14 protein-coding genes and 1 tRNA gene are annotated in these 23,217 nt (G+C 41.6%); 11 read left to right on the forward strand and 4 right to left on the reverse strand.

Features of this window, described 5'->3' with window-relative positions; translation table 11 throughout:
* Positions 1–233: 233 nt before the first annotated feature.
* The 10 genes from NQ505_RS10070 (at position 234) to NQ505_RS10115 (ending at position 18,805) form a co-directional block, all read left to right on the forward strand.
* The gene (locus NQ505_RS10070) at positions 234–3,386 is read left to right on the forward strand and encodes a SusC/RagA family TonB-linked outer membrane protein (RefSeq protein ID WP_009000315.1); all 3,153 of its coding nucleotides are present in this window, start codon (positions 234–236) and stop codon (positions 3,384–3,386) included.
* Positions 3,387–3,408: 22 nt separating this feature from the next.
* Positions 3,409–5,373 (forward strand): RagB/SusD family nutrient uptake outer membrane protein, encoded by a 1,965-nt coding sequence (locus NQ505_RS10075; RefSeq protein WP_009000316.1) that lies wholly within the window; start codon positions 3,409–3,411, stop codon positions 5,371–5,373.
* Between the two features lie 54 nt (positions 5,374–5,427).
* Positions 5,428–6,954, forward strand: coding sequence for a C2 family cysteine protease (locus NQ505_RS10080; RefSeq protein WP_009000317.1), 1,527 nt, complete (start codon positions 5,428–5,430; stop codon positions 6,952–6,954).
* 25 nt (positions 6,955–6,979) lie between these two features.
* Positions 6,980–8,218, forward strand: a complete 1,239-nt coding sequence (locus tag NQ505_RS10085) for a hypothetical protein (protein ID WP_009000318.1) — start codon at positions 6,980–6,982, stop codon at positions 8,216–8,218.
* Positions 8,219–8,404: 186 nt separating this feature from the next.
* Entirely contained in the window at positions 8,405–10,690 is a 2,286-nt protein-coding gene (locus NQ505_RS10090; RefSeq protein WP_009000319.1) for a GH92 family glycosyl hydrolase, read from the forward strand.
* Positions 10,691–10,696: 6 nt separating this feature from the next.
* The gene (locus NQ505_RS10095) at positions 10,697–13,042 is read left to right on the forward strand and encodes a GH92 family glycosyl hydrolase (protein WP_009000320.1); all 2,346 of its coding nucleotides are present in this window, start codon (positions 10,697–10,699) and stop codon (positions 13,040–13,042) included.
* Between the two features lie 12 nt (positions 13,043–13,054).
* On the forward strand, positions 13,055–13,852 hold the full coding sequence (locus NQ505_RS10100; protein WP_009000321.1) for a basic secretory family protein: 798 nt from the start codon (positions 13,055–13,057) through the stop codon (positions 13,850–13,852).
* 9 nt (positions 13,853–13,861) lie between these two features.
* Entirely contained in the window at positions 13,862–16,195 is a 2,334-nt protein-coding gene (locus NQ505_RS10105) for a GH92 family glycosyl hydrolase (protein ID WP_032853792.1), read from the forward strand.
* A gap of 61 nt (positions 16,196–16,256) precedes the next feature.
* Positions 16,257–18,203 carry a glycoside hydrolase family 97 protein gene (locus NQ505_RS10110; protein ID WP_009000323.1) on the forward strand — a complete coding sequence of 649 codons (1,947 nt, stop codon included), beginning with the start codon at positions 16,257–16,259 and terminating at the stop codon, positions 18,201–18,203.
* 59 nt (positions 18,204–18,262) lie between these two features.
* Complete coding sequence (locus NQ505_RS10115) at positions 18,263–18,805, forward strand: glutathione peroxidase (RefSeq protein ID WP_009000324.1); 543 nt, start codon at positions 18,263–18,265, stop codon at positions 18,803–18,805.
* Here NQ505_RS10115 and NQ505_RS10120 read toward each other — a convergent pair.
* The 3 genes from NQ505_RS10120 to NQ505_RS10130 all read right to left on the reverse strand — a co-directional run bounded on the left by NQ505_RS10120 (position 18,783) and on the right by NQ505_RS10130 (position 20,699).
* Positions 18,783–19,301 carry an NUDIX hydrolase gene (locus NQ505_RS10120; RefSeq protein WP_009000325.1) on the reverse strand — a complete coding sequence of 173 codons (519 nt, stop codon included), beginning with the start codon at positions 19,299–19,301 and terminating at the stop codon, positions 18,783–18,785. The genes NQ505_RS10115 and NQ505_RS10120 overlap by 23 nt on opposite strands.
* Before the next feature lie 46 nt (positions 19,302–19,347).
* Positions 19,348–20,568, reverse strand: a complete 1,221-nt coding sequence (locus NQ505_RS10125) for an S-adenosylmethionine:tRNA ribosyltransferase-isomerase (RefSeq protein ID WP_032853874.1) — start codon at positions 20,566–20,568, stop codon at positions 19,348–19,350.
* A gap of 57 nt (positions 20,569–20,625) precedes the next feature.
* Positions 20,626–20,699: transfer RNA gene (locus NQ505_RS10130), tRNA-Pro, on the reverse strand.
* Positions 20,700–21,174: 475 nt separating this feature from the next.
* Between NQ505_RS10130 and NQ505_RS10135 the strand changes: the two genes are divergently transcribed.
* Positions 21,175–22,044: a helix-turn-helix domain-containing protein gene (locus NQ505_RS10135; protein WP_009000327.1), complete on the forward strand. Its 870-nt coding sequence runs from the start codon at positions 21,175–21,177 to the stop codon at positions 22,042–22,044.
* Positions 22,045–22,150: 106 nt separating this feature from the next.
* Here NQ505_RS10135 and aroB read toward each other — a convergent pair whose 3' ends face one another.
* A complete protein-coding gene (aroB, locus tag NQ505_RS10140) occupies positions 22,151–23,212 on the reverse strand; it encodes a 3-dehydroquinate synthase (RefSeq protein WP_009000328.1) in 1,062 nt (353 codons plus the stop codon).
* Between the last annotated feature and the right edge of the window lie 5 nt (positions 23,213–23,217).

Here is a 23,217-nt window from a genome sequence, read left to right on the forward strand (position 1 = left end):
TTGTACTTTGTGTTGTGCTCTTGTTGTATTGTTTGTATGTGAACTCATTGATTTATAGTGCTGTATAATGTGCTCTCATTGTACTTGTTGTGTCCTTGTCTGCCAACTGATTTTTGCCTGTTTTTTGTCACTACAGAGGATTAATAATAACCGGAAACGGGTTTAATTTGCTTCCGTTAACAAGAAATTAAACATGTTTGATAACCTTATTATTAATCAAAAAAACAAGTAACATGAATTTGTTTGGAATGGAAAAACATCACACGAAGTCGTTGTGGCTATTGGCAATCTTAATAGCGTTTAGTACAACGGTGTGTGCACAGGGCACTTCGGTTACAGGACGTGTCTCTGACGAAAAAGGAGAGTTGCTCATAGGAGTGAGTGTTCAGGAAAAAGGTACTACCAATGGTACTATTACTGATACTAATGGGCAGTATAATCTCAAGTTATCTTCTAAAAATCCTATTCTGGTGGTTTCTTATATAGGATATAAGCCTCAGGAAGTAAAGGTTGCTAAGCAGAAAGTGCTTGATGTAATTTTAGTAGAAGATGTGTCTTCTTTAGATGAGGTAGTAGTAGTGGCTTATGGACATCAGCGTAAGGTATCGGTAGTTGGAGCACAGTCTTCAATGAAGATAGAGGATATAAAGATGCCGACCGCCAATTTATCTTCTGCCATTGCCGGCCGTTTGCCGGGTGTAGTGGCTGTACAACGTACAGGAGAGCCGGGACACGATGATTCGGATCTCTGGATTCGCGGTATTTCTACACTGGCCGGCCAGAACTCTAAACCATTGGTATTGGTGGATGGTGTGGAGCGTAGTTTTAACAATATCGATCCTGAAGACATCGAATCATTCACAGTATTAAAAGATGCTTCCGCTACAGCTGTGTATGGAGTGCGCGGTGCTAATGGTGTGATTTTGATTAAGACTAAACCGGGAAAAGTAGGTAAGCCTCAGTTTTCTGTCGACTACTATGAAGGTTTTGTGACATTGACCAAGAAACCGGAAATGGCAGATGCTTTTACCTATATGGATGCTGCCAACGAAGCTTATATGGATACTAAAGGTAGCATGCTATATTCTCCACAATACATTGAGGCAACAAAGAAGGCTCACGGCTTACTACCAAATGACAACCCGCTGATGTTCAATCCTTATCTGTATCCGAATGTAAACTGGATGGATGAACTGTTTAATGACTGGGGACATAACCGCCGTGTAAATGTCAGTGTACGTGGTGGTGTTCCTAATGCCACTTACTATGTTTCATTAAGCTATTATAATGAAAAAGGGCTGACCCGTACTGCTGAAATGGAAAATTATGATGCTAATATACGTTACGACCGCTACAATTATACAGCTAACTTGAATTTGAAGCCGACGGAAACAACTACTATTGACTTGGGGTTCAACGGCTTCCTTTCAATGGGTAACTATCCTCAACAGTCTACCGGTGACTTGTTTGCGTCAGCTATGGAAATCAATCCGGTGTATTTGCCGTTGATGATGCCTGATGGTTCTGTGCCGGGCATCTCTACCAATGGTGATCTTCGTAATCCGTATGCTGATTTGATTCGTCGGGGATACAAAAATGAGGCAAGAAATCAGCTGAACTCCAACATTCGTTTGACACAAGATCTTGGTTTCTGGAAATGGAGTAAAGGTTTTTCTGTTTCTGCAATGTTAGCTTTCGACGTACATAACAGTCGTGACTTGAAATACAACAAGCGTGAAGATACATATAACTTTGCCGGAACCAAAGATGAAAACGGTTTATGGAATGACGATGTGTTTGATGAAAACGGTGACTATCGTTATGCGTTGACATATACGGGGCATAAAGATTTGGCCTTCGACCAAAGTGCATCTGATTCCAGAAGTACCTATTTTGAGGCTTCTTTAAATTATGACCGTTCTTTTGGTTTACATCGTATAGGCGGCCTCTTGCTATATAATCAGAAAATTTATCGTTCAAGTTCCGATAATTTGGTAGGCTCTTTGCCTTATAAACAACAAGGTTTAGCTGCCCGTGTCACTTATTCTTGGAATGACCGCTACTTCTTCGAAGCAAATGCCGGATACAATGGTTCCGAGAATTTCAGCCCCGACAAACGTTTCGGTTTCTTCCCTGCATTCGGTATTGGTTGGGCTGTTTCCAACGAATCTTGGTGGACACCTTTGCAAGATGTTATTTCTTACTTTAAGGTACGCTATACGGATGGTTTGGTTGGTACGGATGCTGTAACAGGACGTCGTTTTATGTACCTCGATCAGATGGCTAGTGTAGATGGTTATCGTTTTGGCGATCAGAATAATAGTGTTGGTGGTTGGGGATTCAGTAAATATGGAGCCAATGTAGGTTGGTCTACTTCCCGTAAACAAGATTTGGGTGTTGATTTAAAATTCTTCAAAGACAATCTTTCATTGACATTTGATGTCTTTAAAGAGCATCGTAAGGACATCTTTATTACCCGGCGTGTTATTCCTGATTATTCAGGATTTGTAGAAATGCCTTATGCCAATCTGGGTGTAGTAGACAATAAAGGATTTGAAGCTACATTAGAATATACCCAACAACTCGGCAAACAATGTTTCTTGACTGTTCGCGGAAATTTCTCATGGAATGAAGATAAAATCATTGAGAACGACGATCCTCGTGTACAGTATCCATGGATGGAAAAGAGAGGAACGAACGTAAATGGACGTTGGGGATGGATTGCTGAAGGATTGTTTACCAGCGAAGAAGAAATTATGGATCATGCCAAGCAGTTTGGCGAAGGACATCCGGGACAGATTTCGAAAGTGGGTGATATTAAATATAAAGATTTAAACGGTGATGGAGTGATTGACGATTACGACCAATGTTTGATAGGACAAGGGGATGTGCCTAAGATTTATTATGGCTTTGGTGCAGACTTGCAACTGGGCGATTTCTCTATTGGTGCACTCTTTGCCGGAAATGCCAAGGTGGATCGTTGTTTGAGCGGCAATGCCATTTATCCTTTTAACGATGGTTCGGGTATTACTAACTTGTTTGCAAACATTACCGACAGATGGTCTGCTGACGATCCGACCAATCAAGATGTGTTTTATCCGCGTCTGCATCATGGAAACAATGCTAATCAGAATAATATGAAAACTAGCACATGGTGGCAGAAAGATGTCAGCTTTCTGCGTCTGAAACAGTTGACAATTGCTTACCAACTTCCAAAGAAATTGATTAACAGGTCATTCTTGAAGAGTGCGCGTATTTATTTGATGGGAACTAATTTGCTGACATTCTCTAAGTTTAAGATGTGGGATCCGGAATTGAATACCAATAATGGTACATCTTATCCGAATGTACGCACATATTCAGTGGGTGTGAATGTGAGTTTTTAAATAATAATTAGTTAGCAAGGATATGAAAAATATATTTAAGATAGGAACTTTGGCACTGTCTTTGGCAGTCGGACTTAGTTCGTGCAATGACTTTTTTGATGCAATCCCCGGTCAGCAATATGATTTGGAGGATACGTTTACCAATCGCTCGAAAACGGAACAGTTTTTGAACAATGTATATAACTATGTGCCCGACGAAACACTTGAACGTAATGCAAAAAATACCATGTCGGGAATTTGGACGACCGGTTCGTTAGAATGTAAACTTTCATGGGATGGAAACAATGGTAGCGAGTGGGCTTCAGGAGCTACCTATGCAGGTTCTTCATGGATTAACTTCTGGTACATCGAGTACTATAAAGGTATTTCTCGCGCCAGTACGTTTATAATGAACGTAGATCGTTGTCTGGAAGCTTCGGCTGCACAACGCAAACAATGGAAGGCGCAAGCCAGAGCGTTGCGTGCTTTCTATTATTTCATGATTTTCCGCTCTTATGGTCCGTTTGTGATTTTGGGAGAAGAGCCTATACCATTGGATATTTCAACAAGTGAACTGTTGAAGGAACGTAATTCGGTAGACGAGTGTGTAGATTTCATGGTAAAGGAATTTGATGATGCAGCAAATGATCTTCCTGACAGATATGATGGTTCTAATTTGGGACGTATAGATAGAGCTGCTTGTAAAGCTTTTAAAGCAAAAATGTTGTTATATGCAGCAAGTCCGTTGTTTAATTGCAATACAGACTATGCCGGTATCGTTAACCCGGAAAGTGGCAAACAGCTTTTCCCGCAAGATAAATCACAGGAAAAGGTGAAGTGGGAGACAGCACGTGACGCTTATAAGGCATTTTTCGATGAATATGGAAGTACTTTCTCTTTGTATACGGAAAAAACATCAGATGGAAAGACAGATTTCTATGAATCTTATAGAAAGGCAACATCGGGGGTACTTTATGGTGCTGAGAATAAGGAACAGATCTTTATACGGTTGGCCGACCATGATTATCGTGCTTACGAAACTACACCTTATCATAAGGGCTATGATGATAACAATGGTGCTTTGAGAGGTGGTTTGGGATTTGGTGTACCTCAAGAGATGGTGGACTTGTACTTTATGAAAGATGGTCGTAGAATTGTAGAGGACCAGAATTATGAAGAGTATGAAGGGGTGCCTTCCAGTGGGTATCTGGGGTGGTCTACGGACTACAAAGATGCTGTAGTTAATTCCAGAACTTATTTCAAAGCCAATTCAAATAAAACATTAAAACAATGGGCTGATCGTGAGCCGCGTTTCTATGCAAATATCACGTTTAACGGTTCTACTTGGTTGAAGACAGATACTCCACGTGGAGAGGTGACAACGGAGCTAACTTTTAACGGTAATTCTGGTTATGCAAATGCTAACTGGGATGCTCCTTATACAGGTTATGGTATGCGTAAAATGGCACCGAAAGAAGGACGTAATGGAGCTAACAGACATTGTGCTACTTTACTTCGTTTGGCCGATATGTATTTGGGATATGCTGAAACATTGAGTGCATGTGACCAACGTGGTGAAGCCATTAAATATGTGAATAAGATACGTGCTCGTGCCGGTATCCCGGGGTATGGTGTGGCAGGTACGACAGATGATAATGGATTTGCATGTATTCCTTATGAAGACACACGTGATGAAGTGGATAAACGTATCCGTCGTGAACGTTTGATTGAGCTGATGTTTGAATGGAATCATTTCTTTGATGTACGTCGTTGGAAAGTCGCCAATATGGCTGTAGGTGATGACTGGATTTATCCTAATTATCACAGAGGAGGAGAAGGTGGAGCAATTCATGGTATGGCATTCCGTTCAGATGCTCCTGCATTCTTCGAGAAAGTAGTGGTGGAAACACGTACGTTCTTACCTAAACATTACCTCTTCCCGATTCCGGACGAAGACGTGCGTCGTAATCCGAAAATGGTACAAAATCTAGGATGGACAACGGAGTAATATACTCCGTTAGCCAATCTATGAATAATTTTAGAATTTAATGAGAAGAAAACAATGAAGATACCTCAAATAAGATTTAACGATACGAACCTAGTGAAGAGATTCTTTTTTCTCTTTGTCTTATTTATTCCTGTTTATTTTGCAGGCTGTTCATCTGACGACGATGAAGGAGGCAATGGAGGAGAAGATCCGAACGGAAGTGCCCCGGCTTCTTATGTGCTTGGTTCGGGAAATACGAATATGCCATCTAGTGGTACAATTATTGCCGAATATGCGGATGCTCCTGCCGGTTCGGAGATTAAGAGCCTGGTAGATGATAATGCTGATACGAAGTATGTCACTTATCACAGCAGTTTCCATATCACTTGGAACGGAAACAGTAGCAAGGCCGTGACTGCGTATTCCCTGACATCTGCTGCCGACACCCCTGAAATGGATCCGAAAACATGGACTCTTTACGGATCGAATGACAATGCGACGTGGACGAAATTAGATGTACAGACTAACCAAATTTTTGCAGCGAGAAAAGAAGAAAAAAACTATGAGGTAGATAATGCAACTGCCTATCGTTATTACCAACTTTCTGTTGAAGCAAACAATGGTGGTACTGCCACGCAAATAGCCGAATGGAAACTGGTGGCTATGCGTTCATATACAGAAAATATCAACGACTTGATTTCTAGCAAAGGATCCAGTTCATTTAGTGCTATCACTCCAATGGGTAAACAACATGAAGATGATTTGGAGGCTACGGTAGCAGACTTGAAATGGCTTGCTGATCCTGCAGAAGAGCCGGAACCATTTGGAGACAATGGGACGAAGATGGCTTGGAATACATTCAACGTTGTATCGCTTTATCCGAATGGAAGTCCCGCTTTGTCTGATGTAAATCAACGTTGGGTAGGTGACTGTTGCGCATGTGCAGTATTTGCTTCGATGGCTTATCTCTATCCCCGCTTCATTAAGCATATTATTAAGGATAATAAGGATAAAACATACACGGTTACTATGTATGATCCGACAGGGAAGCAAATACCTGTGAGTGTAGGTGGAGATTATTTTATCGGTAACAGTGGTGATTTAGGAGCATTAGGCGGTAGAAATAAGGAGGTTACTTGGGCTACAATCCTTGAGAAGGCGATGATGAAGTGGCGTCAGGTTTATCTGGGTAGTTCTAATGTCGGAGGTATCGGTACGGAATATGTATCTGCCATCTTTACCGGCGATGGAGAAAGTGTCGGTTTTGGTGCAGGTGCATTAATTGCTGAAGACTTGCAACGTGCTGTAGAAGTGTCACTTAAACAAGGTCGATTGGTTATTGGTGGTTTTACAAGAAGTGGTGAACAAGTGGATGAAAACTGGCAGACGACTAGTGGACATGCGTTTACCTTTATTTTACCGGACGATGACTCTCATCTATTCAAGATGCGTAATCCTTGGGGAGGCACTACTGACGGTGTGATGAAAGTGAAAAATGACAACCGGATTCCGCCGATGATTGACTTGCGTATTTGTGCCCCGGGAGCAGCCAAAAACTATGGGGTGGGACCGGACTTGGGAGGATATATCCCTAATTTTTAATTTCAAATCTTAAAAGAAGAATATCATGAAGAAATTGACTTATATAATGTTGTCGTTGTGCTGCTTTGCTCTTTATAGTTGCGGCATGACGGAACCTTGGAAAGACTGGGAGAATGAAGGTAATATGAGTGGAGACCGCCTGCGTCCTTCGGAAGTGAAAGATTTGTTATGTACAGCAGGAGGATGGAAAATGACTTATGAAGGAGTTACTTTCTATTTCCAATTTAGTGAGGACGGAGCAGTGACTTCGGATTCAGATGAAAGTTTGCTGAAGAATGCAGTTGAAACTGATTATTCTTTGGATTTTGAAGGTGAAAAGGTTGTTTTACTTACGTTGCAGAATGGAGGTATGTTGCAATATTTAGGAGAAAATCAGGAAAACACATTTGTCATTACGGGATATTCTGATTATCAGATTACTGCAACGGGACAAGCGAATGGTAAAACGATGATTCTGAATTCGGTAACTACTGCGGATCTGCAACAAGCCAAGGAGAGAAAACGGTTGGCTATTATTGCTTACAATAAAGCTCAATCCATGGAAATACTTAAGACGGATTTGAGTAATGGATTACTTCGTAATGCGTCAACCAATCAGTTTGCAGCACATTATGCGATGTCTTGTGATGAAAATGACAATTGGAAGATTAAAATCTCATTGCTGAATGGCAAAATATTGAAGCATACAGAATATGCTATGACAATTAATACTACCAATGATGAGAAAGCTACATTAAGTATTGATGGTTTGACTGTGAATGGTGTGGCTGTTGGAGCACTTTATTATAAATATGATACAGGAGATTTGAGCACGGATAATCCAGCCTTTAAGGTGGACTTGAATAAAAGCTCTGATATGCTGAAAACATATACAAGTTCTTGGAAAACACATATTGTCGATAGAAATAATATTTGTGATAAATTGACTGGATTGCTTACGCAAATAGAGTTTGACGACCGCTCTCCAAGGAATATTATAGTTTGCCCGGGTGAGACAGGTGCTGGTAAATGGCATTATGTAGGTTTTGTGATAAATGCTACAGCCAATGATGCAACCGGTTGTGTTTATCTTGAAAATACGGGAATTAATTATATTCTTGGAAGTTATGGTGATGATGCAGGAGTTGTACGATCAATCCCGATCTATAGTGCTTTCTTGGATTTCTGTTTTTCGGATAAGGGTGTTTGGATGTATGAAGATTCTGATTCATATTTTTATGTAATTAGTCCGGTTTCTGATGAATGGTTTAGAATGAAGATATAAAGTGAAATAACTATTTTTTGAATCAAGCAAGAAAGTAAGAAGTACAACTTTTCTTTCTTGCTTGTGCTTTCTGTTCTCGACAAATCATTTTATCATGATAATTTTGGCTAAAGAATACCTAACTTTGCAGGCAGAAACGACGAAATAAATATATTCAACTAATTATAATAGCTTAATTCGCAAACCATGAATAAAAAGAACCTATTGTCTCTTGGAACTGCCCTATTACTGGGCACTTCTCTTCTTTTTGCCCAAAAAGAACCTGTTGACTACGTCAATCCCTTGATGGGTACTGACTCTAAAATCTCGTTGTCCAATGGAAATACCTACCCCGCCATCGCCTTGCCGTGGGGTATGAATTTCTGGATGCCTCAGACCGGCAAGATGGGTGATGGCTGGGCCTATACCTACGCTTCGGATAAAATCCGTGGCTTCAAGCAAACCCACCAGCCCAGTCCCTGGATCAATGATTACGGCCAGTTTTCAATTATGCCGATGACCGGGCAATTAAAAATAGACCAGGAACAGCGCGCCTCCTGGTTTTCTCATAAGGCAGAGAAGGCAACTCCTTATTATTACAGTGTTTATCTGTCAGAATATAATCTGACAACGGAAATTGCTCCGACCGAACGTTGTGCCTATTTCCGTTTTACTTTTCCCGAAACGAAAGATGCCTATGTGGTCATAGATGCTTTTGATCGTGGTTCCTATGTCAAAGTGATTCCCGAAGAAAATAAGATCATCGGATATACAACACGCAACAGTGGAGGGGTACCCCAAAACTTTAGGAACTATTTTGTGATAGAGTTCGACAAACCTTTCACCTTCAATAAAGTATGGGCAGATTACCATCTGGTAGAAAAACACCTGGAATTACAATCCAATCATGTAGGAGCGGCTATCGGTTTTGCAACGAAGAAGGGCGAACAGGTACATGCCAGAGTAGCTTCTTCTTTTATAAGCCCGGAACAGGCGGAACTCAACCTGAAAGAGATCGGTAAAAAGACATTTGAACAGACTAAAGAAGTGGGGCGTAAGGCTTGGAACGACGTACTGGGACGTATCAGGATAGAGGATAATGATGAGAACCGTATGCGTACATTCTATTCCTGCCTGTATCGCTCCGTACTTTTCCCCCGTATGTTCCATGAGGTAAATGCCAAGGGAGAAACGGTTCATTACAGCCCTTACAATGGCGAAGTCCGTCCGGGCTATATGTTTACTGATACCGGATTCTGGGATACTTTCCGTTGCCTGTTCCCATTTGTCAATCTGGTATATCCTTCGATGGGCGAAAAGATGCAGGAAGGTTTGTTGAATACCTATCTTGAAAGCGGATTCTTCCCGGAATGGGCAAGTCCCGGACATCGCGGCTGCATGGTTGGAAACAATTCCGCTTCTGTAGTGGCAGATGCTTTTATGAAAAACGTGACTAAAGCGGATGCGGAGAAAATGTACGAAGGTCTGCTGAAAGGAGCTAACAGTGTGCATCCTAGAGTTTCGACTACCGGGCGTCGCGGATATGAGTATTACAATAAACTGGGATATGTGCCTTATGATGTGAAAATTAATGAGAGTGCCGCCCGCACATTGGAGTATGCATACGATGACTGGTGCATCTACCGTATGGGTGAGAAGTTGGGACGCCCCGCAGAAGAACTGGAACTCTATAAGAAGAGAAGCCAGAACTATCGGAACTTGTTTGACCCGGAAACGAAACTGATGCGCGGCAAAAATTCCGACGGAACTTTCCAGACACCTTTCAATCCGTTTAAGTGGGGAGACGCCTTTACCGAAGGAAACAGTTGGCATTATACCTGGTCTGTCTTCCACGATCCGCAGGGACTTATTGATCTGATGGGCGGTAAGAAAATATTTGTGAGCATGCTCGATTCGGTATTCAATCTTCCTCCGGTATTTGATGATAGTTATTACGGTGGAGTGATCCATGAAATCCGGGAGATGGAAATAGCTAACATGGGCAATTATGCACATGGCAATCAACCGATCCAGCACATGATTTACCTGTATAATTATGCCGGCGAACCCTGGAAAGCACAATACTGGCTGCGTGAGGTAATGACGCGGTTGTACTTTGCCACTCCGGATGGATATTGTGGTGACGAGGATAACGGGCAGACTTCCGCCTGGTATGTATTTACGGCCTTGGGTTTCTATCCGGTATGTCCGGGTAGCAATGAATATGTGATGGGAGCTCCTTATTTCAAGAAAGCAACCATTACCCTGGAGAATGGCAGGAAGCTTGAAATTTCTGCTCCTAAGAATAGTGATGAGAACCGTTATATCCGTTCATTGAACTATAATGGAAAGAACTATACGAAGAATTATCTGAATCATTTTGATTTATTGAAAGGCAGGCGCCTGTTGTTCGAAATGGATAATAAACCCAATACGGGAAGAGGTGTGAATGAATCTGATTATCCATACTCTTTCTCTCTCGACAAAAAGTAAATAGATATGTACGGTATAAAGAAGAAAATAGGGATAATAGCTGTGGCGGCGATTGCAATGTCGTCCGCCATGGCTCAACAGCCGGTAGATTATGTGAATCCGATCATCGGCACGAATGGTATGGGACATACTTTTCCTGGTGCCTGCACACCTTTCGGGTGGGTGCAACTAAGTCCGGACACAGACACAATTCCACATAACATAAATGGGGCTTATCAGAAGAACGCTTATGAATATTGCGCCGGTTATCAGTATCGGGACAAGACGATTGTCGGCTTCAGCCATACGCATCTTAGCGGAACGGGTCATTCGGATTTAGGCGATATCCTGTTGATGCCTGCCGTAGGAGACTTGAAGCTCAATTGTGGCAGGGCGGATCATCCGGATGAAGGCTACCGTTCCCGTTTCAGCCATGCTACGGAAAAGTCTACTCCCGGATATTATGAAGTGATGCTCGATGATTATGGCATAAAGGCACAGTTGACTGCAACGCAACGGGTAGGAGTCCATAAATACACTTTCCCTAAAGGCAAAGACGGTCATCTTATCCTTGACCTGGTTCATGGTATATACAACTATGACGGCAAAGTGCTCTGGGCCAACTTGCGGGTAGAGAATGATACGTTATTGACAGGCTATCGCATCACAAACGGATGGGCGAGAACCAACTATACTTATTTCGCTATTTCTTTGTCGCAACCTATCAGGGACTATGGCTATAAGGATAAAGAAAAGGTGCTTTACAATGGCTTCTGGCGTCGCTTCAATATGGACAAGAACTTCCCGGAGATTACGGGCCGTAAGATTGTAGCCTATTTCAATTTCAATACAGCCCAAGAACCGGAACTGGTGGTGAAAGTAGCACTCTCTGCTGTCAGCACCGAGGGAGCTGTTAAGAATCTGCGCGCCGAAGCTTCCGGAAAGAGCTTTGAACAGCTGGCTGAAGCAGCCCGTACAGACTGGAATAATGAACTGGATCATTTTGAAGTAGAAGGAACTGCCGATCAGAAAGCAATGCTTTACACTTCACTTTATCATACGATGATTAATCCGTCTGTCTATATGGATGTGGATGGAGCTTATCGCGGTCTGGATCATAATATTCATCAGGCGAAAGGCTTCACCAATTATACCATATTCTCGCTCTGGGATACATACCGTGCAGAACATCCGTTTCTGAATCTGGTAAAACCAGAACGAAATTCGGACATGGTGGAGTCAATGATAAAGCATGAGCAGCAGAGTGTGCACGGAATGCTGCCTGTCTGGAGTATGATGGGGAATGAGAACTGGTGTATGAGCGGATATCATGCCGTATCCGTATTGGCGGATGCCATTACTAAAGGAGTCTTTTCCAATGTTGATGAGGCTTTGGCTGCCATGGTAAGCACTTCTACCGTACCTTATTATGAAGGAGTAGCAGATTACATGAAGCTGGGTTATATCCCATTGGATAAGAGCGGTACAGCCGCTTCCTCCACGTTGGAATATGCCTACGATGACTGGACCATCTATCAGACTGCCTTGAAATCCGGTAAAAAGGATATTGCGGAAACCTATCGGAAGCGTGCCTTGAATTACCGTAATATTTATGATACTACGATTGGCTTTGCCCGTCCCCGTTATAGCGACGGTTCATTCAAGAAAGATTTCGATGTATTGCAGACCTATGGCGAGGGCTTTATTGAGGGAAATTCCTGGAACTTCTCTTTCCACGTGCCGCATGATGTGTTTGGAATGATGGACTTGATGGGAGGAGAAAGGGTCTTTGTCGATAAACTGGATAAACTGTTCTCCATGCATTTGCCGGAGAAATATTACGAGCATAATGAGGATATCACGGCAGAATGTCTGGTTGGCGGGTATGTACATGGCAATGAACCGAGTCATCATGTCCCTTATCTCTATGCCTGGACCTCCGAACCGTGGAAGACCCAGTACTGGCTGCGTGAAATCCTGAATAAAATGTATAAGAACGATATCAACGGCTTGGGTGGTAATGACGATTGCGGACAGATGTCTGCGTGGTATCTTTTCTCGGTGATGGGTTTCTATCCGGTTTGCCCCGGAACGGATCAATATGTATTGGGAGCACCGTATCTGCCTTATCTGAAGTTGAAGCTTCCCAATGGGAATACGTTGGAGATTAAGGCTCCCGGTGTCAGTGATAAGAGACGTTATGTACAGTCGCTGAAACTGAATGGAAAAATCTATGATAAGATGTACCTCACGCATGAAGATATACTGAAAGGCGGGGTACTTGAGTTTAAGATGTCTGCATCACCGAATAAACGCCGTGGTTTATCGGCAGAAGATAAACCATATTCACTAACTAATGGAATTAATAAATAATAGAGTAAAGATATGAAAAAGAGACATTTGATCTATGTAGCCTGCCTGTTGGTAGCTATGGGGGCTTGTTCAGCAACCTCAAAAGAACGCGTTAAAATAACGCCTGATGCATGGGGTAAATATAATGTAGGAACCATTTTATTTGAGGATAAAGCACCGGAAACGAAGGGTTCGGATATTTATCACCGGATTATCCCTGATGCGGAATCGTATATCAAAGCCCAGGCGCGTGAAGTATTGGCTACGCTTTACCATTCTCCGGAAGATAGTATTCCTACGGTAAATAAAATACATTATACGTTGGAAGATATTGAAGGTGTTTCTGCCAAAGGTGGTGGTAATGGAGATGTTACAATTTTCTATAGCACACGGCATATTGAGAAGTCATTTGCTGCCAATGATACGGCAAAATTGTTTTTTGAGACTCGCGGAGTACTCTTGCATGAGTTGACACATGCTTATCAGTTGGAACCGCAAGGGGTTGGCTCATACGGTACTAATCGGGTGTTCTGGGCGTTTATTGAGGGTATGGCAGATGCGGTGCGTGTGGCAAATGGTGGTTTTGACGGTCCTAACGCACGTCCGAAAGGCGGGAACTATATGGACGGGTATCGTACAGCGGGTTATTTTTTCGTTTGGTTGCGTGATAATAAAGACCCGGAGTTCTTGCGTAAATTCAATCGTAGTACGTTAGAGGTGATTCCCTGGTCGTTTGACGGAGCTATCAAGCATATTTTAGGGAATGAATATAACATTGATGAACTGTGGCACGAGTATCAGGTAGCTGTGGGAGATATACAAGCACAATAAAGAATAAATATGATCTGTAGATTTGGTAAAAAGAGATTGTTTTTGGTTTGGTCGTGTCTGGTGAGTGTCTTGCCGGGCATGGCTCAAACCGAGAAACTGATTGATTATGTGAATCCGTTTGTTGGGACAGATGGTTATGGGAATGTTTATCCGGGTGCACAAATTCCTTTCGGAGGAATTCAGATGAGCCCGGACACAGATAGTAAATACTATGACGCAGCCTCCGGTTACAAATATAATCATTCTACTCTGCTGGGATTCAGTCTGACTCACTTAAGTGGGACGGGCATACCTGATTTAGGAGACTTTCTGTTCATTCCTGGAATTGGAGAAATGAAACTGGACCCGGGTACTCGTGAGGAGCCGGAGAAAGGATATCGTTCTCGCTATTCACATGAGAAGGAATGGGCTTCTCCCAATTATTATGCTGTGGAATTGACGGATTGTGGAGTGAAAGCTGAAATGACGTCAGGAGTGCGCAGTGGGATGTTTCGTTTTACTTATCCACAGTCGGAGAAAGCATTTATCATGATTGATATGAACCATACTTTGTGGCAATCTTGTGAATGGGCGAATCTACGGATGGAAAATGATTCCACTATTACCGGTTATAAATTGGTGAAAGGTTGGGGACCTGAACGACATGTCTATTTTACGGCTACTTTCTCAAAGAAGTTAACCGGACTGCGTTTTATGCAGGATAAGAAACCGGTGATTTACAACACTTCCCGGTTCCGTAGTAGTTATGAGACTTGGGGAAAGAATCTAATGGCTTGTATTTCTTTCGAAACGAAAGCCGGAGAGGAAGTGATTGTGAAAACGGCTATTTCGTCAGTCAGTACCAATGGAGCAAAGAATAATATGAATGAGCTCGCCGGACTGACTTTTAATGACTTGAAAGCGAGAGGGGAAGCTCTTTGGGAAAAGGAATTGGGAAAATATACGCTTACCGCTGATCGTAAAACGAAAAGAACTTTTTATACGTCAGCTTATCATGCTGCTTTGCACCCGTTTATCTTTCAGGATGCGGACGGTCAGTTTCGTGGCTTGGATAAGAATATAGAGAAAGCAGAGGGCTTTACCAATTATACGGTTTTCTCTCTTTGGGATACGTATCGTGCTTTGCATCCCTGGTTCAATTTGGTTCAGCAGGATGTTAATGCGAATATTGCCAATTCAATGCTGGCACATTATGACAAGAGTGTGGAGAAAATGCTTCCTATCTGGTCTTTCTATGGAAATGAAACCTGGTGTATGATTGGTTATCATGCTGTTTCCGTACTGGCAGACATGATTGTGAAAGGAGTGAAAGGCTTCGATTACGAACGTGCGTATGAAGCCATGAAGACCACAGCGATGAATTCGAATTATGACTGTCTGCCGGAGTATCGCACCATGGGATATGTCCCTTTTGATAAAGAGGCGGAATCGGTGTCGAAAACATTGGAATATGCTTATGATGATTATTGCATAGCACAGGCTGCTAAGGCTCTAGGTAAAGAAGATGATTATCGTTATTTCCTGAATCGTGCACTCTCTTATCAGACTCTGATTGACCCGGAAACGAAGTACATGCGTGGTAAGGACAGTAAGGGAAACTGGCGTACACCATTCACTCCGGTGGCTTATCAAGGACCTGGTTCTGTGAATGGATGGGGAGATATAACAGAAGGTTTTACTGTTCAGTATACGTGGTACGTTCCTCAAGATGTACAAGGTTATATTAATGAAGCTGGTGAAGCTTGGTTCCGTAATCGACTGGATGAATTGTTCACTGTAGAATTGCCGGATGATATTCCGGGTGCACATGATATACAGGGACGCATCGGTGCTTATTGGCATGGCAATGAACCTTGCCATCATGTAGCGTATCTTTATAATTATCTGAAAGAACCTTGGAAGTGTCAGAAATGGGTTCGTACTATTGTTGACCGTTTCTATGGAGATACGCCGGATGCGTTAAGCGGAAATGATGATTGCGGACAGATGTCGGCTTGGTATATGTTCAACTGTATCGGTTTTTATCCGGTTACTCCATCGAGTAATGTGTATAATGTCGGTTCTCCTTGTGTGGAAGCGATAACGGTTCGGATGAGTAATGGAAAATCTATTGAAATGGTAGCGGATAATTGGTCACCGAAGAATGTGTATGTGAAGGAATTGTATGTCAATGGTAAGAAGTATGATAAATCTTATTTGAGATATGAAGATATACGTGATGGCGTGAAGTTACGTTTTGTGATGAGCGGTAAACCGAATTATAAACGTGCGGTATCGGATGAGGCGGTGGCTCCATCGTTATCTTTTCCAGGAAAAACAATGAGGTTTCAATACGGACTTTAAACATAATCTTTATCTTTGTATAAAGGCTTTCAGATAATATGGTATAACATAAAATAAAAAAATGAGAAAGTATTTATTGCTATCAATGTTCCTGTGTTTGGTATCGCTACTTCATGCCCAGAACAAGTTTGAGTTAGTTTCTCCTAATGGAGAAATAAAAGTGTCATTCAATCTCTCGGATAAAATCTATTATAATATAGATTATAATGGAGAAGTATTGTTGAAAGACAACTTTCTTCAGTTGATTCTGAAGAATCAAGTGTTGGGGCAGAATCCTAAGTTGCGTCGTCAGAAGCGTACGAGTATCGACGAACAATTGACTCCTGTGGTACCTTTGAAATATTCGAAAGTCAATAATCGTTATAATCAATTGCTACTGACTTTCAAAGACTATTCAGTAGAGTTCCGTGCCTTTGATGATGGAATTGCTTATCGGTTCATAACTTCGCAAAAAGGGGACGTTGAAGTGATGGGTGAGGAATTTGCAATCAACTTCCCATCGGATTATCTGCTTCATTTGCAACAACCGGGAGGTTTCAAAACTTCTTGTGAAGAACCTTATACACATATTCAGAGTAATACGTGGAAGCCGGAAGATAAAATGGCTATTTTACCGGCTTTGATCGATACAAAAAAAGACTACAAGATATTAATCAGTGAATCGGACCTAACCGATTATCCATGTATGTTTCTCAAAGGAACAGGTGCGAATGGAATAGTTTCTACTTTCCCTAAAACTCCGCTTGCTTTTGCGGAAGATGGAGACCGCAGTCTGAAAATCACTGAAGAAGCAGATTATATTGCCAAGACAAAAGGAACGAGAAATTATCCTTGGCGCTACTTTGTGATAAGTAAGAATGATAAGCAGTTGATTGAAAACACAATGACTTATCGGCTTGCTGAAAAGAATCAACTTCAGGACGTTTCATGGATAAAACCGGGGCAGGTAAGCTGGGAATGGTGGAACGATGCCTCTCCTTACGGACCCGATGTGAATTTTGTTTCCGGCTATAATCTGGAAACTTACAAGTATTATATCGACTTTGCTTCCAAATTCGGCATTCCTTATATTATTATGGACGAAGGTTGGGCCAAAAGTACTCGTGACCCTTACACACCGAACCCCAAAGTTAATTTGCATGAACTAATTCGTTATGGCAAAGAAAAGAATGTAGGGATTGTGCTCTGGCTGACATGGTTGACTGTGGAAAACAATTTTGACCTGTTCAAGACTTTCAATGAATGGGGAGTGAAAGGACTTAAAATTGATTTTATGGATAGAAGTGACCAGTGGATGGTCAACTATTACGAACGGGTAGCCCGAGAAGCGGCTAAACATAATTTATTTGTCGATTTTCATGGTTCTTTCAAACCGGCCGGATTAGAATATAAATATCCGAATGTGCTCTCTTACGAAGGAGTGCGAGGTATGGAAAATATGGGAGGTTGCTATCCGGATAACAGTCTGTATTTACCGTTTATGCGTAATGCTGTTGGACCGATGGATTATACTCCCGGAGCAATGATTAGTATGCAACCTAATGTGTATAGATCAGAACGTCCGAATTCTGCCAGTATCGGAACACGGGCTTATCAGCTGGCATTATTTGTGGTTTTCGAAAGCGGTCTACAGATGTTGGCGGATAATCCGACTCTTTATTATCGTAATGAAGATTGTACCCGCTTCATCACACAAGTTCCTGTAACTTGGGATGAGACAGTGGCATTGGAAGCTAAAGCGGGTGAATATGTAATTGTGGCGAAACGCAAAGGTGATAAGTGGTTCATAGGAGGAATGACCAACAATGGTGAAAGGGAACGTGAATTTACTATCAAACTGGATTTTCTGAATAAAGATCGTTCTTATCAGATGACATCTTTTGAAGATGGTATCAATGCAGGACGTCAGGCGATGGATTATCGTTGTAAGTCGTCGCAGGTGAAAGCCGGAGAACAGTTGACCGTGAAGATGGTCAGAAACGGAGGTTTTGCAGCTATCATAGAATAACAGAACATTTCTTCACATTGGTTCGTTTATTATAGAAACAAACTAAATGTATATTCACCATGAAAACATTCGTCTTGATGATGGTAAGTCTGTTGTTTGCTGTTTCTTTGGAAGCGCAGAACAAGTCTTTTTATGATTTTACAGTGAAAACGATTGATGGCAAAGACTTTCCTCTTTCTTCATTGAAAGGTAAGAAAGTGCTTGTGGTCAACGTGGCTTCTAAGTGCGGACTGACGCCACAGTATGCTCAACTGGAGAAACTGTATGAGAAATATAAAGATAAAGACTTTGTAATAATCGGTTTCCCGGCAAATAACTTTATGGGGCAGGAGCCTGGAAGTAATGAGGAAATAGCTCAATTCTGTTCTTTGAATTACGATGTGACTTTCCCGATGATGGCTAAGATTTCCGTCAAAGGGAAAGAAATTGCTCCCCTTTATCAATGGCTGACAGAGAAGAAACTGAATGGTAAAGAAGATGCGTCGGTTCAGTGGAATTTCCAGAAATTCATGATTGATGAGAACGGAAACTGGGTGGGCTTTGCCTCTCCCAAAGAAAGTCCGTTCTCTGAAAAGATCGTTACTTGGATAGAGAAGGAATAAGAGAGACTTTCTGCAATTCGCTTTCGAAATTGGGAGTGAAGATCCCCTTTCCTAAGTTTTCTTTTATTTCTTCAATGGTCCAGAATCGTCCTCCATCCAGTTCTTCACTGGGATGGATTTCTCCATCGTAAACAGTCTTGTGAACAAAGACAAGTTCTTTTTCACGTTCGGACTCGAAAATATAATTAGTAAGTAGTTCAGGAATAAAGTCCGTGATGCCTAATTCTTCACGGACTTCTCTCTTTAGAGCGATTTCTACGCTTTCGCCCAAGTCGATATGTCCGCCTACGGCTGTATCCCATTTCCCCGGTTGGATGTCTTTCCATTCAGGACGTTTTTGCAGATACAACTCTCCACGGGTATTGAAAATATGAAGATGGACTACCGGGTGAAGTAGTTTGCTGCCACTATGACATTCTCCACGAGTGGCCGCTCCGGTGATATTCCCCTGCTCATCTACGACGGGGAACATTTCTTGGTTATTATCGCTTAGCATGGTACTTTTTTATTTGGTGAACTGAATTCCTTTGGATGCAGAATATTTATGGCATTAATAAGGAAGAATCTCCATAACTTAAGAATCGGAAATCATGTGCTAAAGCATAATCATAAATCGCACGCCAGTTTCCTTTAACAAAAGCTGAAACTAATAATAATAGGGTACTTTGTGGCTGATGAAAGTTAGTAACCATCGCTTTTACTATCTTGTACTGATATCCAGGAGCTATGATAATTTGTGTGCTGGTATGGAGAGCTTCGAGCCCATTTCTATCGAGATAACCCAATATCTTTTGGAGAGCAACTACCGGAGGAATTTGATCGTATTTCTCATAGGGCTGCCACTGTTTGACGTGCAGTTCTTCTTCCGTAGCATCCGGATGATCTGCTAAAATAACTCCAATGTGATACAAGCTTTCGAGAGTGCGTACAGAGGTGGTTCCTACAGCAATGGCACAGCCATCATGATCGATTAGTTTCTTAATCGTGCTCCGGTTGACCGATATATATTCTGTGTGCATCTCATGACCTTCGATCTCTTCACTTTTTACAGGTTTGAATGTTCCGGCTCCTACATGTAATGTTAACTCTTCAAGATCGATACCTTTTTCTTGCAGTGCATCTAATACTCGCGGAGTGAAATGTAAACCGGCCGTAGGTGCAGCTACCGAACCTTTAATCTTAGAGTAAACGGTCTGATAAGTTTCCTTATCACTTTCTTCTGTATCCCGGTTTAAGTAAGGAGGAATAGGAAGTTCTCCGAATACTTCAAGAATATCGGCAAATGTCACTTCCGGATTATCCCATGAGAAATCTACCCAATGACTGGTTCCTTTACATTCTCCTCTGACGGCAGTCAATGTGATCGGAAATCCTTTGACGGTCATTTCGCGCTTTAACTCTCCGTCTTTCCATTTTTTCAGGTTGCCGATCATACAAAGCCAAGCGGCATGTTCTGTCTGTTGGAAGTTCAATGCATAATCATTTGGCTGAATCGGTTCAAGGCAGAATACTTCAATCAGTGCCCCTGTTTCTTTCCGGAAATGAAGACGTGCCTGAATGACTTTCGTATTATTGAATATCATTAGACTACCTTGTGGAAGATACTCCGGTAAGGAGGTGAATATGTCTTCACTGACTTCTCCACGGCGATATATTAGGAGTTTGGACTGGTCGCGGGTAGGCAACGGGAATTTAGCAATACGTTCATCCGGAAGAGGATAATTGTACTCACTGATACGAATATGTCTAGGATCTTCTTTCATTGTTTTATAAAATAAAGAGAGGTTAGAACCCATTCGGCTTCTAACCTCTTTTACCAGTCGGGGCAACAAGATTCGAACTTGCGACCACACGCCCCCCAGACGCGTACTCTACCGGGCTGAGCTATACCCCGAATTGCGGATGCAAAAGTACATATTAATTTTTAAATAGCAAATAATCCGCTGAATTTTCTAGTATGATTTATGCTGATTTATGGCTATGATTCTGATTATTAGCCTTTCTTTACGCTATACAAATCATTTTCTCAATAGGTTTGTGGATTATTGGGGCATCTTTTGATTGCTTCTTTTGTGATATTAGGGGGAGATATTTAAAATTTTGCTTGAATTAGAAAACAATCTGCTTATTTTTCATTTGACGACATTAACCCTTTTTTTTGTATTAAAAGACAATAAAAAGCAGCTAAGTCCATAATAAAACTAAATAGGAAAATGACAAATGAACTAACAATCAGTGAGTTTGTTTATGAATTAATGCAAATAAAAGGTGTTTGACTTCCCTAGTATGATACTGTATTTCCATTTTTGGTGCGTGGTAAATTAGGAAGTTATACATTTGTAAAAAGACTTAGTTTAGAAAGGTGTTAAATGTTAGACATTAAAAATAGAGAGACATTAGAGATATACGTCCTGGGTGACGATTTTAAGTTTTATCAAAATCTGAAGTATCTTCCTCTGACTTCTTATCCTTCAAATAATCAGTCAGGTTTGATTATATATTGTTTAAGTGGAAGGGCTAAAATTACAGTTCATGAAGATGTGCACTGGATACAGCCGGAGGAATTGATTATATTATTACCCGGACAATTTGTCTCATTTTGTGAGCCAAGTGAAGATTTCTCGACCATTACGATGGTGATATCTACTTCACTGTTTAGTGATGCGTTAAGTGGTGTACCCAGATTTTCTCCGCATTTCTTTTTCTATATGCGGAGTCATTATTGGTATCCACAGTCGGAACGCGATATTCCCCGGATGTATAATTATCTGGGTATGATAAAAGATAAAGTTACGTCTCAAGATATATATAGGCGTGAGCTGATTATTCATTTGTTGAGGTATCTTTATCTGGAACTGTTCAATGCTTATCAGAAGGAAGCGACCTTGATGACTGCTCGTAGGGATACCCGTAAAGAAGAATTGGCTAATAAATTCTTTGGACTTATCATGAAGCATTTTAAGGAGAATAAGGATGTAGCTTTTTATGCAGATAAATTGTGTATTACTTCCAAATACCTGACTATGGTAATCAAGGAAACAAGTGGGAAATCTGCTAAAGACTGGATTGTTGAATACATCATATTAGAGATCAAGGCTTTATTGAAGAATACAAGCCTGAATATTCAGGAGATAGCCATAAAAACCAACTTTGCGAATCAATCGTCGCTTGGACGTTTTTTTAGAAAGCATACAGGTATGTCGCTTTCACAGTATCGAATGAGTAACTTAGAACAATAGCGCGGGCAATTGTCGCACAATTGCCAATTATTTATAGGGATTGGGAAGAGAAAGGGAATGAAGTTTACTTCATTCCCTTTTATTATGTAATCTCTCCGGTGTCGGATTAAATTCCCATACATTCGCGATAGAAATCGAGCATCTCGAAAATAGTGTCCTTATCGGCAGTTTGATTGATGCAAATATCTCCGATATCCTTCAGTAGAGTGAAATTAATTGTACCTGAAGTATTCTTTTTGTCATGCGTCATGAATGCATATAGTTGGTCGTATTTTTTGCAATCGAAAGTAAATACACCATAATTGTCCTTGATAAATTGGATCGTTTGTCTCATTTTCTCTTTCGGGAAATCTACTTTGAGATGAGAAAGATACAGTTCGCATACGATTCCCCAAGCTACTGCATATCCATGCAATACAGGGCGGTCCTCTGCCAGTGCCATGCTTTCGAATGCATGTCCCACAGTGTGTCCCAGGTTTAATGCCTTGCGGATTCCATGCTCAAAGGGATCCTGTTCTACGATATCTTCTTTCACTTGTACCGATTGGCCTACTAATTGTTTGAGAGCTGTATAGTCAATATTAGAAGTATTGAAATTGAGTAATTCCACCCAATGTGCCGTATTGCTAATCAAACCATGCTTCAGCATTTCAGCATATCCGGAGAAAAAATTGTGTGCATCCAGTGTACGCAGGAATTCTGTTTCAATCAGTACACTGTTTGCCGGAGCAAAGGCACCGATTTCATTTTTCAGACCGTTGAAGTTGATTCCTGTTTTACCACCCACTGATGCATCTACCATAGCCAGCAGAGTGGTCGGTATATTGATATAGGAAATTCCACGTTTGAATGTGGCTGCGGCAAAACCTCCGAGATCCGTCACCATCCCTCCTCCAAGATTGATAAGCAAAGAGTGGCGGGTAGCTCCTTGAGTACTTAATGCCATCCAGACGGAGGCAAGCGTTTCCAGAGTTTTATGTACGTCTTCGGCTCCGATACAGATTTCTACAGCATCTTTCAGTAGACCTGATGCCTTTAAGGAAGGAAGGCAAAGACGCTGGGTATGCTCGTCTGTGAGGACGAATAATTTGTCATGCGGGCATAACTCAATGGCACGACCGAGGCTCGTTTCCAAGCTTTCGCAGAGAATAACTTCTTGTTTACTCATGATTC

It is taken from the genome of Bacteroides sp. D2 (assembly GCF_025147085.1).
GTDB lineage: Bacteria > Bacteroidota > Bacteroidia > Bacteroidales > Bacteroidaceae > Bacteroides.

Excerpts from the sequence above, each read along its gene's own strand:
- NQ505_RS10080 (WP_009000317.1), top strand. The coding sequence starts at position 5,428 with ATGAAGATACCTCAAATAAGATTTAACGATACGAACCTAGTGAAGAGA.
- NQ505_RS10070 (WP_009000315.1), top strand. The coding sequence starts at position 234 with ATGAATTTGTTTGGAATGGAAAAACATCACACGAAGTCGTTGTGGCTA.
- NQ505_RS10090 (WP_009000319.1), top strand. The coding sequence starts at position 8,405 with ATGAATAAAAAGAACCTATTGTCTCTTGGAACTGCCCTATTACTGGGC.
- NQ505_RS10115 (WP_009000324.1), top strand. The coding sequence starts at position 18,263 with ATGAAAACATTCGTCTTGATGATGGTAAGTCTGTTGTTTGCTGTTTCT.
- aroB (WP_009000328.1), bottom strand. The coding sequence starts at position 23,212 with ATGAGTAAACAAGAAGTTATTCTCTGCGAAAGCTTGGAAACGAGCCTC.
- NQ505_RS10135 (WP_009000327.1), top strand. The coding sequence starts at position 21,175 with ATGTTAGACATTAAAAATAGAGAGACATTAGAGATATACGTCCTGGGT.
- NQ505_RS10120 (WP_009000325.1), bottom strand. The coding sequence starts at position 19,301 with ATGCTAAGCGATAATAACCAAGAAATGTTCCCCGTCGTAGATGAGCAG.
- NQ505_RS10100 (WP_009000321.1), top strand. The coding sequence starts at position 13,055 with ATGAAAAAGAGACATTTGATCTATGTAGCCTGCCTGTTGGTAGCTATG.
- NQ505_RS10095 (WP_009000320.1), top strand. The coding sequence starts at position 10,697 with ATGTACGGTATAAAGAAGAAAATAGGGATAATAGCTGTGGCGGCGATT.
- NQ505_RS10110 (WP_009000323.1), top strand. The coding sequence starts at position 16,257 with ATGAGAAAGTATTTATTGCTATCAATGTTCCTGTGTTTGGTATCGCTA.
- NQ505_RS10085 (WP_009000318.1), top strand. The coding sequence starts at position 6,980 with ATGAAGAAATTGACTTATATAATGTTGTCGTTGTGCTGCTTTGCTCTT.
- NQ505_RS10075 (WP_009000316.1), top strand. The coding sequence starts at position 3,409 with ATGAAAAATATATTTAAGATAGGAACTTTGGCACTGTCTTTGGCAGTC.
- NQ505_RS10105 (WP_032853792.1), top strand. The coding sequence starts at position 13,862 with ATGATCTGTAGATTTGGTAAAAAGAGATTGTTTTTGGTTTGGTCGTGT.
- NQ505_RS10125 (WP_032853874.1), bottom strand. The coding sequence starts at position 20,568 with ATGAAAGAAGATCCTAGACATATTCGTATCAGTGAGTACAATTATCCT.